Genomic DNA, 13714 nt, shown 5'->3' on the forward strand with positions numbered 1-13714 from the left:
CCTTTCGCTTTCGCCAGGCAACTGGCTGGCGGCTGAACCGCCACCCCGCTTAGTTCAGGCTATCATAGCGACGAATGATCCATGACAGATCATAAACAAGCCAGACGATACCCAGAATCAGCAGGCTGCGGGGACGTCCGGTCCGCATCGCCAAAAGGGCAATCGAAACCCCGACCAGCAGGCGCAACGGATATTCCGAACCCAGAGCCTGCCAATGCGCCCGCCCCTTCATCGCCGTATCAATCAGATCAAATAGGAACGAGACCGCGAAGATCCCAAAGAACCAGTGCCGCCGGGTGATAAAGAAGCGCTCGCTTTCCGCATGTTCGGAATGGGCGTCGGGATACAGCAACGTCGCCATCAGGAAATGCAGCGAGGCATAGGCCAGCACAAAGACATAGATGCCAAAGTGCCAGGTGGCGATGTCGCGCAATGCGAATTCCCACCACCAGAAATGCACCGCCGACAGCAGCAGCACCATTGACCAGACAATATGGACGAACATCCCCTCGGTCCGGGCAGGAAACTGCAACCGGCGCGACAGACCCGACAGAACACGGGTAATGGCAAGGCCCAGGATCAGGCTGACCAGTACCTTGAGATGGGCATAGGCATCCATGGCTCCCCCCTTATTTTGCCCGCAAGGCTAGCGCGCCATGCGGGCAAGGGGAAAGCGGGATCAGGCCTCGATGAATTCGCGCACGAAAGGCGTCGCGGGCCGGGCACGGATGTCTTGCGGACGGCCGACCTGCTCGATCCGGCCCATGGACATCACCACCACCAGATCGGCCAGCTCCATCGCCTCATCCTGGTCATGGGTGACAAAGACCGTGGTCAGGCCGGTCGTGTCATGGATCTCGCGCAGGCCCTGACGCAGTTCCTTGCGGACGCGGGCGTCCAGCGCGCCAAACGGCTCATCAAGCAGCAGCATCCGCGGCTCGATCGCAAGCGCCCGGGCCAGCGCGACCCGCTGGCGCTGGCCACCCGAAAGCTGGCTTGGGTAGCGATCAGCGATCTGGGGCAGCTGGATCAGTTCAAGCAGTTTGGTGACCCGCCGCTCAATTTCAGCATGCGGCGGGCGTGAACGGCGCGGACGTGCACGCAGACCATAGGCGATGTTTTCAAATACCGTCATATGGCGGAACAGCGCATAGCTTTGGAACACAAAGCCGGCACGACGCTCTTGCACGGTCAGGCCGGTTGCGTCCTGTCCGTCAAACAGCACCCGGCCCGAGGTCGGGAATTCAAGCCCGCCGAGAATGCGCAAAAGCGTGGTCTTGCCCGACCCCGAAGGGCCCAGAAGCGCCACCAGCGCCCCAGAAGGAATGGCGAGGCTGACCGGCTGCAGTGCGGTCGTAGAGCCGAAGGTCTTGGCGATCTCGTCAATCTCGATATGCATGGGTCACCTCAATGGCGGCGGGTTGCGGCAAGCTGATCGGCATGGCGCCATTCCAGCAAGGTCTTAAGCGCAAGGGTCAGCAGGCCAAGCAGAGCCAGGACCGTCGCCAGGCTGAAGGCCGCCACCGAGAAATACTCGTTATACATCATCTCGATGGTGATCGGCATGGTGGCGGTCTGGCCGCGGATCTTGCCCGAGACCACGGCGACAGCACCAAATTCGCCCATGGCGCGGGCGTTACACAAAAGCACGCCGTATAGCAGCGCCCATTTGATATTCGGCAGGGTCACGGTCAGAAACACCCGCCAGCCCGAAGCACCGAGCGTCAGCGCCGCCTCTTCCTCAGCGCGGCCCTGTTCGATCATCACCGGGATCAGTTCGCGCGCGACAAAGGGAAAAGTGACGAAGATCGAGGCGAGCACGATCCCCGGCAGGGCAAAGATGATCGGAAAGTTCTGTGCGACCAACCAGCCACCAATCAGGCTGTTGGTGCCAAAGAGCAGCACCAGCGCCAGGCCAGCCACCACCGGCGAGATCGAAAACGGCAAGTCGATCAGCGTGATCAGAAAGGCTTTGCCGCGAAAATCGAACTTGGTGATCGTCCATGCTGCGGCAATGCCAAAGATCGCGTTCAGCGGCACGGTAATCGCCGCGACGATCAGGGTCAGGCGGATCGCCGACAGCGCCTCGGGCTTGGCCAGCGATCGCAGGGCCTCGCCCGCACCCTTGGCCAATGCCTCGGCAAAGACCACGATCAGCGGGGCGACTACCAGAATGGCCAACCCGCCCAGTGCCACGGCGATCAGCACCGCGCGCACCAGCGGGCTTTCCTGCGTCACCGGACGCCAGGCCGAGGTCCGGGCAGCGGGAACGGGGATATGATCCTCGGGCGAGCCGTCAAACATGACCGATCCTCCGTCGGCTCCAGATCTGGATGAGGTTGATCACCAGGAGCATCGAGAATGAGATGACAAGCATGGCGATACCGATGGCGGCGGCACCGCCATAATCGAACTCTTCCAGCTTGATGACGATCAGCAGGGGTGCAATTTCGGTCTTCATCGGCAGGTTGCCGGCAATGAAGATGACCGAGCCATATTCGCCGACCGCACGCGCAAGCGACAGCGCAAAACCGGTCAGCGCCGCGGGCAACAGCATTGGCAGGATCACCCGGCGCATCGTGTAAAAGCGCCCTGCCCCAAGCGTGGCCGAGGCCTCTTCGACCTCTTGCTCGATCTCGGCGATCACCGGCTGAACCGTGCGGGTGACAAAGGGCAGGCCGACAAAGATCAACGCGATCAGGATGCCCCACTGCGTATAGGCGATCTTGCCATCAAGGCTTTTGGCAATGCTGCCAAAAGTGCCGTTCGGCGCGTACAGCGCAGTCAGCGCGATGCCCGCCACCGCTGTCGGCAGGGCAAAGGGCAGATCCACGAACGCGTCGATCAGCCTGCGGCCGGGAAAGTCATAGCGTGCAAGCACCCATGCCAGCAGAGAGCCAAAGACGAGGTTGAACAGCGCCGCCAGAAACGCCAGCCGGAACGACAGATAAAGCGCCGCCCAGACCCGTGGCGTATTGATCGTCGCCCAGACGGCCTCGGGGCCGTAGCTGACACCACGCGCCAGCAGCGCGACGACCGGCAGGATAACGACCAGCGACAACATCGCCAGCGTAATACCCATGCCGAGCCCAAAGCCCGGCATGGGAGATTTCTGCAAACGTAGCGCAAGCGCCATGGGTTACTTCCCCGAATAGATCTGGTCGAAGGTGCCGCCGTCGCCAAAGTGCTCGGGCTGGGCCTGTTTCCAGCCGCCGAAGTCGGCGATGGTCACAAGGTCGAGCTTGGGGAAACGGGCCACGTCGGCCGGATCCGCTGCGCTCTCATCCCAGGCACGGTAGTAGTGCTTGAAGGCCAGCGCCTGCCCCTCGGGCGAGTAGAGGAAGTTCAGATAGGCGTCCGCCAGCTGCTTTTGCTCGTCGTCGACGATGTTCTTGTCCACGATCGCGACCGGCGGTTCGGCCAGGATCGAGACCGAGGGCACGACGATGTCGAAACGGTCTTCACCCAGTTCGTTCAGCGCCAGATAAGCCTCGTTTTCCCAGGCAAGCAGCACGTCGCCAATCTCGCGCTGGGTAAAGGTCGTGGTCGAACCACGCGCGCCACTGTCCAGAACCGGAACGTGCTTGAACAGCTCGGTCACGAATTCCTTGGGGTCCTGACCGTTCTTTTGCGCCCAGGCCCAAGCGGCAAGGTAGTTCCAGCGCGCACCACCCGAAGTCTTGGGGTTCGGCGTGATGACCTCGACCCCTTCCTTGACCAGATCACCCCAGTCCTGGATCCCCTTGGGGTTCCCCTCACGGACAAGGAAAACGATGGTCGAGGTATAGGGCGAGCTGTTGTGCGGCAGGCGCGACTGCCAGTCCTCGGGCAAAAGGCCCTTGGCCGCGATCTGGTCGATGTCCGAGGCCAGCGCCAGCGTCACGACCTGCGCCTTGAGCCCGTCGATCACCGAACGTGCCTGTGCACCCGAACCGCCGTGTGATGTCTCGATGCTGGGGGCCGGGTGGCCATCGGCCTCCCATTTCGCGGCAAAGGCGGCATTTACTGCGCGGTAAAGTTCACGCGTCGGGTCATAGCTGACGTTCAGCAACGAGTTATCGGCAGAGGCCTGACCGGCCAGACCGATACCCACGATGGTCGCCGCGATCGCCACGACACGCCGCATCGAAAAGCCCAGGCAGCGATCCAGGAAACCGGGGTTCAGCGGGTAGCCGGTCATGCGCTTGGTGCCATCCTCGACCGTCAGGCGGCCGTCGAGATGGCGCCGGATCACACGGCCATGGGCCAGTTGGCTGTCGGTCACGCGAATGCTGCGGATCATGATGCCTTGTCCTCTTAATCTGCCTATGAGGCTCTCCTCATGACCTTAATTACGACAGACTTTATCGTTTATTTCAACAGAAAAGACGTTCCCTCTTGTCGTTTTTATTATTTAATATTTTCAGTATGTTAATTTGAGTTTTCGGAAAATGCTCAGACATATCCCGCTGCATCGCCCACCGAATCTGAGCAGCTCTCATCAGGGTTTACGTATCAGACCGGCGCCGTGCGACGGGGTAGAATCGCCCAAATGGGAAGGCCGCCCCGGTGGGAGCGGCCTTGCATTCCTTGCGGGGCGGAAAGGTCAATCCGCCAGTTGATCCTCGGCCTTTTGGGCCAGTGCCTCGGCGCGCGCGGCCAGTTCGGCCATCGCTTCGACAAGCGATTCGGGCACCACCGGCACTTCGACCCGCTGCGGATTGGTCTTGTGCCGCGCCAGCTCACGCTCCAGCGAGGCGACACGATCCTCAAGCGCCGAGGTCCGGTCTGCGAGCATCAGCCCGGCAAGCAAAAGCAGCCGCGGCTCGGGCATGCGGCCTGCCTGCGCCAGAATCGCCTGCGCCTCGTTATCCAGCAGTGAGGCAGCGCGTTTCAGCAGCCGCTCCTCCCCCTCCTGACAGGCCAGAGTGTAGGATTTGTGTCCGATCGAGAAATCGACTTCGGCCATGGCTCAGCCCCTTTCCTCGTCCAGATTGGAACCTTCCTGCGGGCCATCCTGCCCCTTGGACGCAGCAGGCAGCGGCGCGGTGCCGATCATGCGATCAAGCGTCCCGATGATATCGTCCATCTGCGCGCGTTCGGCATCACGCGCGGCGCGAAGCGATTCGATTTCGGCCTCAAGCGCGCAACGGATATCATCCTGCGACTCGTCAGAGGAGCGGTCCTCGATCAGGGCGCGGTTGGCAGCCGCCAGCACCTCATTTGCACGGGCAAGCCGCGCGATCTCTTGCCCGGCATGAACAAGGCGCTGGTGCGCTTCGGCCAGTCGTGCCTCGCAGGTCGCCAGGGTTTCGGCCTGACGTTCGTGCTGGACCGCAAGTTCCTGTGAAAGACGCTGATTTTCGGCGCTGATTTCCTGCAGCCGCGCCTCGGCCTCGCCCTCTGGCGCGGCGTAGGGTGCATCCGAGGAAGTGGCGCCGGTTTGCGCCACACGGTCGATAAATTGGTCAATGCGGTCCAAGGCCGCGATCAACCGCCGTTCGCTGCCGTTCAGGTCATCTCTCATCGGCCAGGATCCTTTTCGGGTCGCTCGTCCTTTGCGGGTCGCCCGTCACTTTTCGCATTGCGTCGGCCATATGACAAGAACAGGCGGAAATTGCCGTCGGATCCTTGCTTGCGCATCGGCTTTTCAGGCGGCGGCTGCGGCCCTATAAGACAGCAAGCCTGCATGAGGAGAGACGCCAGATGCGCCGCGCAAAGATCACCCGCAAGACGGCAGAGACCGAAATCGAGGTCGAGATCAATCTTGACGGCAGCGGTCGCTATGACAACCAGACCGGCGTTGGCTTTTTTGACCATATGCTGGACCAGCTGGCCCGGCACTCTCTCATCGACATGAGGGTGCGGGCCAAGGGCGATCTGCACATCGACGATCACCACACCGTCGAGGATACCGGCATCGCCCTTGGTCAGGCGCTGACCAAAGCCCTGGGCGACAAGGCTGGCATCCGGCGCTATGGCTCGTTCCATCTGGCGATGGACGACGCGCTGGTGCGGGCGGCGCTGGATCTGTCAGCGCGGCCGTGGCTGGGCTGGAACGTCGACTTTCCGGCGCAAAAAATCGGCAGTTTCGACACCGAACTGGTGCGCGAATTCTTTCAGGCGCTTTCGACCCATGGCGGCATCACGCTGCATGTCGATCGCCTGCATGGCGTCAACGCCCACCACATTGCCGAGGCGACCTTCAAAGCGATAGCACGGGCGCTGCGCGAAGCGGTCGAGCCCGACCCGCGCATGGCAGGTGTGCTGCCTTCGACCAAGGGCGCTCTCTGATGCGGGTCGCGCTGGTCGATTACGACAGCGGCAACCTGCACTCGGCCGAAAAGGCTTTCGCGCTCATGGGACGCGAGACAGGTGCTGAGGTGGTCGTGACATCGGACCCTGAGGTGGTTGCCCGCGCGGACCGGCTGGTGTTGCCCGGCGACGGCGCCTTTCCGGCCTGCCGTGCGGCGCTGGAGGCCGTGCCCGGCATGGTCGAAGCATTGCGCGAGGCAGTACTTGCCCGCGCCGTTCCCTTCATGGGTATTTGCGTCGGCATGCAGATGCTTGCCGAGATCGGGCATGAATACCGTGATACCGCGGGCCTTGGCTGGATCGGGGGAGAAATCGACCCCATCCGCGCGCCGGGGCTAAAGGTCCCGCATATGGGCTGGAATGATCTGACCGTGCTGCAGGCGCACCCGCTGCTTGATGGCATCTCGACCGGGGACCATGCCTATTTCGTCCATAGCTGGCAGTTTCGCGTGAACGATCTCGCGCATCTTTTGGCGACCGCCGATTACGGCGGGCCGGTAACGGCTGTGGTCGGGCGCGACAATATCGCCGGCACCCAGTTCCACCCCGAGAAATCTCAGGCCGTGGGTTTGCGTATCATTGGCAACTTTCTGCGCTGGAACCCGTGAGCGAGGGTGAGGGGGCTCTGCCCCCACGCCCCTGAGGCCCCTCAACGGGGCCTCAGGGGCGTTCCCCCGGGATATTTGGGCACGAAAGAAGCCGGGGCTATTTGACCCGTACCCAGCGCTGTGTCTTGCAAAAGACCGCGACACAGCCCGAGACGTTCAGCGTTTTGCCGTCGAACTGCATCTTGGACTTGTAGGTTTTGTCCGCGCCCGGATCCCAGATCGTACCACCCGAGAATTTGCCGCCTCCGTCATCGTTCATCCCGGCGACGATGTTCTTGCCGGTATGAGGCGAAGAGATTTCCTTACCCGCCTTGTCAAAGCTTTTGATCAGACGGCCGCAATATTTGCCGCCGCAGTCATAGAACTCGACCATGCCGACATTGCCGTCGTCATTCGCCTGGGTCTGAAAGATGCCGCTGATGCCGTCGGCCTGGGCAATGGTGCCGACAAGGCAAAGCATGGCTGCGAAAGCCGGTATCTTCATTCTGATTCCCCTCCCTGGGATGTGGTTATGTCGGCAGGATGAGGGTGCGGGATATCGCCGATCAAGCCTGACGTGGGGTCGCTTTAGCGGCGCGTGTTGCAGGGCCACGGGTCTTTCGGATCGGCTCTGGCTGTGGCAAAGGTGCGCCACGCTATCAGGAGAGATGCGATGATCCTTTATCCCGCGATCGACCTCAAGGACGGCAACTGCGTGCGCCTGTTGCGTGGTGATATGGAGGCGGCGACCGTCTTTGGTACAGACCCGGCCGCGCAGGCGCGCGCCTTTCAGGACGCCGGGGCGGAATGGTTGCATCTGGTCGATCTGAATGGCGCCTTTGCTGGCAAGCCGGTCAACGCGGCCGCTGTCGAAGCGATCCTTGCCGCCGTCGATGTACCGGCCCAACTGGGTGGCGGTATCCGCGACATGGCGACCATCGAGAGCTGGCTTGAACGCGGGTTGGCGCGGGTCATTCTGGGCACAGTCGCAGTGGAGAACCCGGCGCTGGTCCATGAAGCATCAATGGCTTTCCCGGGCAAGATCGCAGTTGGTATCGACGCACGCGGCGGCCGGGTTGCAACGCGCGGCTGGGCCGAGGAAACCGATGTGATGGCAGCAGACCTCGCCCGCCGTTTTGAGGACGCAGGGGTCGCCGCGATCATCTATACCGACATCGACCGCGACGGGGCCATGGGTGGTCCGAACATTGCGGCAACCGAAGCGCTGGCGCGGGCAGTGAATATACCGGTTATTGCTTCGGGCGGCGTCAGCTCGATGCAGGATCTGCTGGCACTGCGCGACACAGGCGTCATCGCCGGGGCAATCTCAGGGCGGGCGCTCTATGACGGCGCGATCGACCTGCACGCCGCGCTGAACGCGCTGGCCTGAACGCGCAGGACAAGGTAGCAAGGCGTCATGCTGAAAACCCGTGTGATCCCCTGTCTGGACGTTGCCGATGGCCGAGTGGTCAAGGGCGTGAATTTCGTCGATCTCGTCGATGCGGGCGATCCGGTCGAGGCAGCGCGCGCCTATGACGCGGCTGGCGCGGATGAGATCTGCTTTCTCGACATCCATGCCACCCATGAAAACCGTGGCACCATGTTCGATCTGGTGACACGTACCGCCGAGGCCTGTTTTGTGCCGCTGACGGTTGGAGGTGGCGTGCGCAGCCATAAGGACGTGCGGGATCTGCTGCTGGCGGGCGCAGACAAGGTCAGCTTTAACTCGGCTGCCGTCGCAAACCCCGACGTCATCGCCGAGGCGGCCGACCGTTTTGGCAGCCAATGCATCGTCTGCGCCATTGACGCCAAGACCGTGGCCCCGGGGAAATGGGAGATATTTACCCATGGCGGGCGCCGACCGACCGGCATTGATGCGGTTGAGTTTGCCCGCACCGTCACCGCCAAGGGCGCGGGCGAGATCCTGCTGACCAGCATGGATCGCGACGGCACCAAATCCGGCTTTAACATCCCGCTGACCCGGGCCGTCGCCGATGCCGTCTCGATCCCGGTCATCGCCTCGGGCGGGGTCGGCGCGCTGGAACATCTGGCCGAGGGCGTGCTGGAAGGCCATGCTTCGGCCGTGCTCGCAGCCTCGATCTTTCACTTTGGCACTTTCACCATCCGCGAGGCCAAGGAGCATCTGGCCGCCGCGGGCATCCCGGTACGACTGACATGAGCGACCTGCCCCAGACCGGCCTTTACCGCCTGGCCGAAACCATCGCAGCGCGCCGTGGCGCCGATCCCGAAACCAGCTGGACCGCCCGGCTGCTGTCGCGGGGACCCGAAAAATGCGCCGAGAAGTTCGGTGAAGAAGCAATCGAGGCAATCATCGAGGCAGTTAAAGGCGACCGCGAGCGGCTGATCAGCGAGGCGGCGGATACGCTATATCACCTGCTTGTCATGCTGGCCGCGCGCGATGTGACGCTGATCGAGGTCGAGCATGAGCTTGACCGTCGCGAGGGCCGTTCGGGCATCGAGGAGAAGGCCGCGCGCAAGTAACGCATGACCTGCCCGATCCGCCCACTGGATCTGGGCGGACCGGCCCGTATCCGATCAGGATGCGATCGGCACCGGCACGACGCGGACCGAACCATTCTGGGCCGAAAGCGCAATTTCGCCAGCCGCCAGCCGTAGCGCATCATTGCCAAAGACCTCGGCCCGCCAACCAGCCAGCGCGGGCAGATCGCGTGCGCCCGACGCGATGGCATCCAGATCCGACGCCGAAGCGATCAGACGAGGCGCGACCCCTGCGGCATCAGCTTTGGCCTTTAGCAGCACGCGCAAAAGCTCGGCCAGCGCAGCGTTACCGGGGCGGCCCGGCTCTTCTGGTGCGGGTTTGGGAAGATCCTGCGTCTCAACCCCCACCTTGACGGCGGCGAGGATGCCATTCGCGATCTCGCCCCGGCGCGCATCGCGCAAAAGCAGCCGCGACTTGGCAAGATCGCCTTCGGTCAGCGGGCGGGTCGAGGCCAGCTCGATCAGCGCGTCATCTTTGAACACGCGGGCGCGCGGGATGTCGCGCTCTTGCGCATAGGTCTCGCGGAAACGTGCCAGTTCGCGCACCACCGCAAGGAAACGGGGTGAGCCCGAGCGAGTGCGCACCCGCTCCCACGCGTCCTCGGGGCGGGTAATATAGGTCTCGGGGTTAAGCAGAACCGCCACTTCTTCGGCCAACCACGGCGCGCGGCCGGTCTTTTCTAGCTGCGCCGAGAGGAATTCATAGATCGCGCGCAGATGTGTCACATCAGCCAGCGCGTAGGATGCCTGCGCATCGGACAAAGGGCGGTGCGACCAGTCGGTAAAGCGCGAAGATTTGTCCAGCGGCTGGCGGGCAATCTTACGCACCAGCGTTTCATATCCGACCTGTTCGCCAAAGCCGCACACCATGGCAGCGATCTGGGTGTCAAACAACGGATCGGGCATGACACCCGCATCGTGGAAAAAGATCTCCAGATCCTGCCGCGCCGCGTGAAAGACCTTTACCGTCGGCTTGTGGCGGAACAGGTCGTAAAGCGGCTCAAGCGACAGCCCCTCGGCCAGCGGATCAATCAGCACTGCCACGCCACCCGGCGTCCTGGTGACCGAAGCCGGAGGCAGCGCAGCCTGAATCAGACACAGTTTGGAATAATAAGTCCGCTCGCGCAGGAACTCGGTGTCAAGCGTCACGTAGGGCTGGGCTTTGGCAAGTTTGCAGAACTCGGCCAGCTCGGCAGTCGTGGTGATGGTACGGATATTGTGTTTCTGATCGTTCTTGACGTTTGCGGGCATCGGGTTCTTTCAAGTGGCGGGGTGCCGCCTGCGATTCTTTCGGGATATCGCAGCATCACAAGATTTCAAGGCTCTACCCGACATATTATAACGGTTCGATATCGCCCTGTGCCCGCATTGCCTCGAATTCGGTCACGAACTCGGCCAATGTTCCCGCAGCAATGGCCTGACGCAGCCCCTCCATCAACTCCTGGAAGTAATGCAGGTTATGCCAGGTCAGCAACATGCCCGAGATCATCTCTCCGGCGCGGAAGACATGGTGCAGATAGGCGCGCGAATATCCGGTGCAGGCCGGGCAGGTACAGGCTTCGTCGAGCGGCCGGGGGTCGTCGGCATGGCGCGCGTTCTTGATATTGACCTGACCACGGCGGGTCCATGCCTGCCCCGTCCGCCCCGAGCGCGAGGGCAGAACGCAGTCCATCATATCGACGCCGCGCACGACAGCGCCGACGATATCGTCAGGCTTGCCCACGCCCATCAGATAGCGGGGTTTGTCGTCGGGCAGGCAGCCGGGGGCATAGTCGAGCACGCCGAACATCGCCTCCTGCCCTTCGCCTACGGCAAGACCGCCGATGGCATAGCCGTCAAAGCCGATGGATTTCAGCGCCTCGGCGCTTTCCTCGCGCAATTCACGGGTAACGCCGCCCTGCATGATCCCGAACAGCGCATGGCCCGGCCGATCGCCGAAAGCGTCGCGCGAGCGCTGCGCCCAACGCATCGACATGCGCATGGATTTCGCGACCTCTTCCTCGGAAGCAGGCAGGGCCGGGCATTCGTCAAAGGCCATGACGATATCCGAGCCAAGCTGGCGCTGGATCTCCATGCTCGTTTCAGGCGACAGAAAATGCTTCGAGCCATCGACATGGCTTGAAAAGGTCACCCCATCTTCGGTCAGCTTGCGCAGGCTCGACAGCGACATGACCTGAAAGCCCCCCGAATCGGTCAGGATCGGACGAGGCCAGTTCATAAAGCGATGCAACCCGCCCAGCCGGGCAATACGCCCGGCGCCGGGACGCAGCATCAGGTGGTAGGTATTGCCCAGAAGAATGTCCGCGCCGGTGGCGCGCACCGATTCGGGCATCATGGCCTTGACCGTGGCAGCAGTGCCCACCGGCATAAAGGCAGGCGTGCGGATATCGCCGCGCGGCGTGTTGATCACACCGGTACGGGCGCGGCCATCAGTGGCCAGCACGGAAAACTGGAATCTGTCGCTCATGCCCGCGCAGATAGGAGGTTTTCCCACCAGATGCAAAGGTGCCCTATGCCCCGGCCGCGCGTAAGAGTTTCGCCCGTGCGGGAGGAATGGCGCGGATTTCAAGCCCGGTGAACACATGCAAGGTGTCCAGCTGGCGATCCACCACCGCGTGATCGCTGACCCAGCCCCCCATCGCAAGATATGAGCGCAAGAGCGGCGGCATCGCCTCCATCGCCCGCCGGGGATCGGGTTTGCGCAGCCTCAGCGCGCGGGCGAAACGGAATACCTGCGGCGCTTTGACGCGCGGCAGCCAGCGTTTCGGGGCCAGATGCCGCTCACGCAGCATGGCAAAGGCATCCTCATAGCCATGAACATCAGTGCCGACAAAGCTGGAGCAGCCAAACAGCATCTCTATTTTCTGCTCATCGACATGCCGGGCAAGTGCACCCCAGGCCAGCCGCAGGATATCAGGATCGTGCCATTCAGGATGAATGCAAAAACGGCCGATCTCGACCATCCGGCCCTGAAAGCCGCTAAGCCGCGACAGATTGTAATGCCGGGCCGAATAGCTGCGCCCGATCTCGGCCCCTCCCGCAAGGGTCAGCATCCGAAAACAGCCAACCATAGAGCCGCTGGCACGTTCGCGAATCAGTACATGATCGCAGCCTTCGTCGTAATCATCGGCGTCCAGCGCGCCCTCGGTCGCGGGGCCATCATGCCCGCGGCGCAGGAAACACAGCCAACGCAGACGCTGTGCTGCGCGGATATCCTCGGCGCTTTCGGCGAATACGACCTCGAAACGACCTTTGCGCAATGCCATGTTCACATCTTTGTCCGATCCATGGACCGGCCCCGATCCGGCTTTTCTACCGCCCATCCTGCACCTATCTTGTAACAACAGCAAAGCAGGATTGAACAGGAAGATGGCAGACCGGATTTTTAAGACTGACGCCGAGTGGCGGGCCGAGCTGGACGCCGAGACCTATCGCGTCACCCGGCAGGCCGGGACCGAGCGGCCCTTTTCCCATCCGGGCTTTCCCAACGGCCCTGGACATTACGCATGCGTATGCTGCGGGGCGCGGCTTTTTGAGGGGGATGCCAAGTTCGAAAGCCATTGCGGCTGGCCCAGTTTTTCACGACCCGGCGGCAATATCGACGAACATCTGGACCTTAGCCACGACATGATCCGCACCGAGGTACGCTGCCATCGCTGCGACGCACATCTGGGCCATGTCTTTCCCGACGGGCCTCCGCCCACCGGGCTGCGCTATTGCATCAACGGCGTTGCGCTGCGCTTTGTGCCCGAAGGCGAGACCGGCGAAGGGGCGCCCTGACGGCGCCACCCCCTCGCACATCGGACCTTGCCTTGGGTCTAGTCGCGCAGGAAGTCGCTGGCCTGCACGCGACCAACGTTGCCCAGCAGCTGACGGATCAGGCCAAGGCTGCTCACACCCGCATCGGTGACGCGACGCGACAGCACCACGACCTGCCCGCGCTCAAGCCCAAACCGCTCGACGTTGCTGACAACGCCATTCTCGGCAAAGCTGACGGCCACGACCTGACGGTCAATCTCGCGCGGTTCACGCGGACCGTAGAACTGCCAGCGCGAGCCGACGTAATACCAGGCCGAGCCGGTCAACAGCCCCTGCGCCGAGGGCCGGCCCAGCAGCCCCTCGATATCGGCTTGCGTGGTCTGGCCAACAACGACCTGGGCCAGCTGCTCCTCGGGGGGAACATAACCATGGTTGCGATAAGTGGCCTGACAGGCGGAAAGGCCAAGAGGTGCGGCCAACGCAAAACCCATGAGTTGCCGCCTGGAAATCTTCATCTTCTCTCTGTCCCCTTACGCGCCTGTTGACGCCGCTCG

At 62.6% G+C, this 13714-nt stretch carries 18 protein-coding genes; 6 read left to right on the plus strand and 12 right to left on the minus strand.

Annotated features, from left to right (window positions below):
- Nucleotides 1–49 precede the first annotated feature (49 nt).
- The 7 genes from M511_RS00750 to M511_RS00780 all read right to left on the minus strand — a co-directional run bounded on the left by M511_RS00750 (nucleotide 50) and on the right by M511_RS00780 (nucleotide 5506).
- Nucleotides 50–619, minus strand: coding sequence for a hypothetical protein (locus M511_RS00750; RefSeq protein WP_085501108.1), 570 nt, complete (start codon nucleotides 617–619; stop codon nucleotides 50–52).
- A gap of 60 nt (nucleotides 620–679) precedes the next feature.
- The gene (locus M511_RS00755) at nucleotides 680–1399 is read right to left on the minus strand and encodes a sulfate/molybdate ABC transporter ATP-binding protein (RefSeq protein ID WP_010392522.1); all 720 of its coding nucleotides are present in this window, start codon (nucleotides 1397–1399) and stop codon (nucleotides 680–682) included.
- Between the two features lie 8 nt (nucleotides 1400–1407).
- Complete coding sequence (gene cysW, locus M511_RS00760; protein WP_010392523.1) at nucleotides 1408–2304, minus strand: sulfate ABC transporter permease subunit CysW; 897 nt, start codon at nucleotides 2302–2304, stop codon at nucleotides 1408–1410.
- Nucleotides 2297–3136, minus strand: coding sequence for a sulfate ABC transporter permease subunit CysT (gene cysT, locus M511_RS00765; RefSeq protein WP_085501109.1), 840 nt, complete (start codon nucleotides 3134–3136; stop codon nucleotides 2297–2299). The genes cysW and cysT overlap by 8 nt, the downstream gene beginning before the upstream one ends.
- A 3-nt stretch (nucleotides 3137–3139) precedes the next feature.
- Entirely contained in the window at nucleotides 3140–4126 is a 987-nt protein-coding gene (locus M511_RS00770; protein ID WP_029371318.1) for a sulfate ABC transporter substrate-binding protein, read from the minus strand.
- Nucleotides 4127–4585: 459 nt separating this feature from the next.
- Nucleotides 4586–4948, minus strand: coding sequence for a cell division protein ZapA (locus tag M511_RS00775; protein ID WP_010392526.1), 363 nt, complete (start codon nucleotides 4946–4948; stop codon nucleotides 4586–4588).
- A 3-nt stretch (nucleotides 4949–4951) separates the two neighbouring features.
- On the minus strand, nucleotides 4952–5506 hold the full coding sequence (locus tag M511_RS00780; protein ID WP_085501110.1) for a DNA repair protein RecN: 555 nt from the start codon (nucleotides 5504–5506) through the stop codon (nucleotides 4952–4954).
- Between the two features lie 179 nt (nucleotides 5507–5685).
- Here M511_RS00780 and hisB point away from each other — a divergent pair, with 179 nt between their 5' ends.
- Nucleotides 5686–6273 (plus strand): imidazoleglycerol-phosphate dehydratase HisB, encoded by a 588-nt coding sequence (hisB, locus tag M511_RS00785; RefSeq protein ID WP_010392528.1) that lies wholly within the window; start codon nucleotides 5686–5688, stop codon nucleotides 6271–6273.
- Nucleotides 6273–6902 (plus strand): imidazole glycerol phosphate synthase subunit HisH, encoded by a 630-nt coding sequence (gene hisH / locus M511_RS00790; RefSeq protein WP_085501111.1) that lies wholly within the window; start codon nucleotides 6273–6275, stop codon nucleotides 6900–6902. Before hisB ends, hisH begins: the two co-directional genes overlap by 1 nt.
- Nucleotides 6903–6999: 97 nt before the next feature.
- Here the strand turns inward: hisH and M511_RS00795 are convergent, their stop codons facing one another.
- Nucleotides 7000–7386, minus strand: coding sequence for a DUF2147 domain-containing protein (locus M511_RS00795; protein ID WP_010392531.1), 387 nt, complete (start codon nucleotides 7384–7386; stop codon nucleotides 7000–7002).
- Nucleotides 7387–7554: 168 nt separating this feature from the next.
- Here M511_RS00795 and hisA point away from each other — a divergent pair, with 168 nt between their 5' ends.
- From hisA to M511_RS00810, 3 genes are read left to right on the plus strand one after another with little or no spacing between them, the layout of a single operon-like run.
- Entirely contained in the window at nucleotides 7555–8271 is a 717-nt protein-coding gene (gene hisA / locus M511_RS00800) for a 1-(5-phosphoribosyl)-5-[(5-phosphoribosylamino)methylideneamino]imidazole-4-carboxamide isomerase (RefSeq protein WP_085501112.1), read from the plus strand.
- 27 nt (nucleotides 8272–8298) lie between these two features.
- Nucleotides 8299–9060 (plus strand): imidazole glycerol phosphate synthase subunit HisF, encoded by a 762-nt coding sequence (gene hisF, locus M511_RS00805; RefSeq protein ID WP_085501113.1) that lies wholly within the window; start codon nucleotides 8299–8301, stop codon nucleotides 9058–9060.
- On the plus strand, nucleotides 9057–9383 hold the full coding sequence (locus tag M511_RS00810) for a phosphoribosyl-ATP diphosphatase (protein ID WP_010392536.1): 327 nt from the start codon (nucleotides 9057–9059) through the stop codon (nucleotides 9381–9383). The genes hisF and M511_RS00810 overlap by 4 nt, the downstream gene beginning before the upstream one ends.
- A 54-nt stretch (nucleotides 9384–9437) precedes the next feature.
- Here the strand turns inward: M511_RS00810 and rnd are convergent, their stop codons facing one another.
- The 3 genes from rnd to M511_RS00825 all read right to left on the minus strand — a co-directional run bounded on the left by rnd (nucleotide 9438) and on the right by M511_RS00825 (nucleotide 12667).
- Nucleotides 9438–10616, minus strand: coding sequence for a ribonuclease D (gene rnd, locus M511_RS00815; protein ID WP_029371322.1), 1179 nt, complete (start codon nucleotides 10614–10616; stop codon nucleotides 9438–9440).
- A 121-nt stretch (nucleotides 10617–10737) separates the two neighbouring features.
- Nucleotides 10738–11868 carry a tRNA guanosine(34) transglycosylase Tgt gene (gene tgt, locus M511_RS00820; RefSeq protein WP_010392542.1) on the minus strand — a complete coding sequence of 377 codons (1131 nt, stop codon included), beginning with the start codon at nucleotides 11866–11868 and terminating at the stop codon, nucleotides 10738–10740.
- Nucleotides 11869–11911: 43 nt separating this feature from the next.
- The gene (locus tag M511_RS00825) at nucleotides 11912–12667 is read right to left on the minus strand and encodes a GNAT family N-acetyltransferase (protein ID WP_040601627.1); all 756 of its coding nucleotides are present in this window, start codon (nucleotides 12665–12667) and stop codon (nucleotides 11912–11914) included.
- A gap of 103 nt (nucleotides 12668–12770) precedes the next feature.
- Between M511_RS00825 and msrB the strand changes: the two genes are divergently transcribed.
- Entirely contained in the window at nucleotides 12771–13181 is a 411-nt protein-coding gene (gene msrB, locus M511_RS00830; protein WP_010392546.1) for a peptide-methionine (R)-S-oxide reductase MsrB, read from the plus strand.
- 38 nt (nucleotides 13182–13219) lie between these two features.
- Here the strand turns inward: msrB and M511_RS00835 are convergent, their stop codons facing one another.
- On the minus strand, nucleotides 13220–13675 hold the full coding sequence (locus M511_RS00835) for an outer membrane protein assembly factor BamE (protein ID WP_029371326.1): 456 nt from the start codon (nucleotides 13673–13675) through the stop codon (nucleotides 13220–13222).
- Nucleotides 13676–13714: the final 39 nt, after the last annotated feature.

Source organism: Paracoccus sp. J56 (assembly GCF_019633685.1).
GTDB classification, from domain to species: domain Bacteria; phylum Pseudomonadota; class Alphaproteobacteria; order Rhodobacterales; family Rhodobacteraceae; genus Paracoccus; species Paracoccus kondratievae.

Excerpts from the sequence above, each read along its gene's own strand:
- cysT (WP_085501109.1), bottom strand. The coding sequence starts at position 3,136 with ATGGCGCTTGCGCTACGTTTGCAGAAATCTCCCATGCCGGGCTTTGGG.
- M511_RS00825 (WP_040601627.1), bottom strand. The coding sequence starts at position 12,667 with ATGGCATTGCGCAAAGGTCGTTTCGAGGTCGTATTCGCCGAAAGCGCC.
- hisA (WP_085501112.1), top strand. The coding sequence starts at position 7,555 with ATGATCCTTTATCCCGCGATCGACCTCAAGGACGGCAACTGCGTGCGC.
- hisF (WP_085501113.1), top strand. The coding sequence starts at position 8,299 with ATGCTGAAAACCCGTGTGATCCCCTGTCTGGACGTTGCCGATGGCCGA.
- M511_RS00770 (WP_029371318.1), bottom strand. The coding sequence starts at position 4,126 with ATGCGGCGTGTCGTGGCGATCGCGGCGACCATCGTGGGTATCGGTCTG.
- M511_RS00835 (WP_029371326.1), bottom strand. The coding sequence starts at position 13,675 with ATGAAGATTTCCAGGCGGCAACTCATGGGTTTTGCGTTGGCCGCACCT.
- M511_RS00755 (WP_010392522.1), bottom strand. The coding sequence starts at position 1,399 with ATGCATATCGAGATTGACGAGATCGCCAAGACCTTCGGCTCTACGACC.
- M511_RS00780 (WP_085501110.1), bottom strand. The coding sequence starts at position 5,506 with ATGAGAGATGACCTGAACGGCAGCGAACGGCGGTTGATCGCGGCCTTG.
- M511_RS00810 (WP_010392536.1), top strand. The coding sequence starts at position 9,057 with ATGAGCGACCTGCCCCAGACCGGCCTTTACCGCCTGGCCGAAACCATC.
- cysW (WP_010392523.1), bottom strand. The coding sequence starts at position 2,304 with ATGTTTGACGGCTCGCCCGAGGATCATATCCCCGTTCCCGCTGCCCGG.
- hisB (WP_010392528.1), top strand. The coding sequence starts at position 5,686 with ATGCGCCGCGCAAAGATCACCCGCAAGACGGCAGAGACCGAAATCGAG.
- M511_RS00750 (WP_085501108.1), bottom strand. The coding sequence starts at position 619 with ATGGATGCCTATGCCCATCTCAAGGTACTGGTCAGCCTGATCCTGGGC.
- M511_RS00795 (WP_010392531.1), bottom strand. The coding sequence starts at position 7,386 with ATGAAGATACCGGCTTTCGCAGCCATGCTTTGCCTTGTCGGCACCATT.
- hisH (WP_085501111.1), top strand. The coding sequence starts at position 6,273 with ATGCGGGTCGCGCTGGTCGATTACGACAGCGGCAACCTGCACTCGGCC.
- M511_RS00775 (WP_010392526.1), bottom strand. The coding sequence starts at position 4,948 with ATGGCCGAAGTCGATTTCTCGATCGGACACAAATCCTACACTCTGGCC.
- msrB (WP_010392546.1), top strand. The coding sequence starts at position 12,771 with ATGGCAGACCGGATTTTTAAGACTGACGCCGAGTGGCGGGCCGAGCTG.
- tgt (WP_010392542.1), bottom strand. The coding sequence starts at position 11,868 with ATGAGCGACAGATTCCAGTTTTCCGTGCTGGCCACTGATGGCCGCGCC.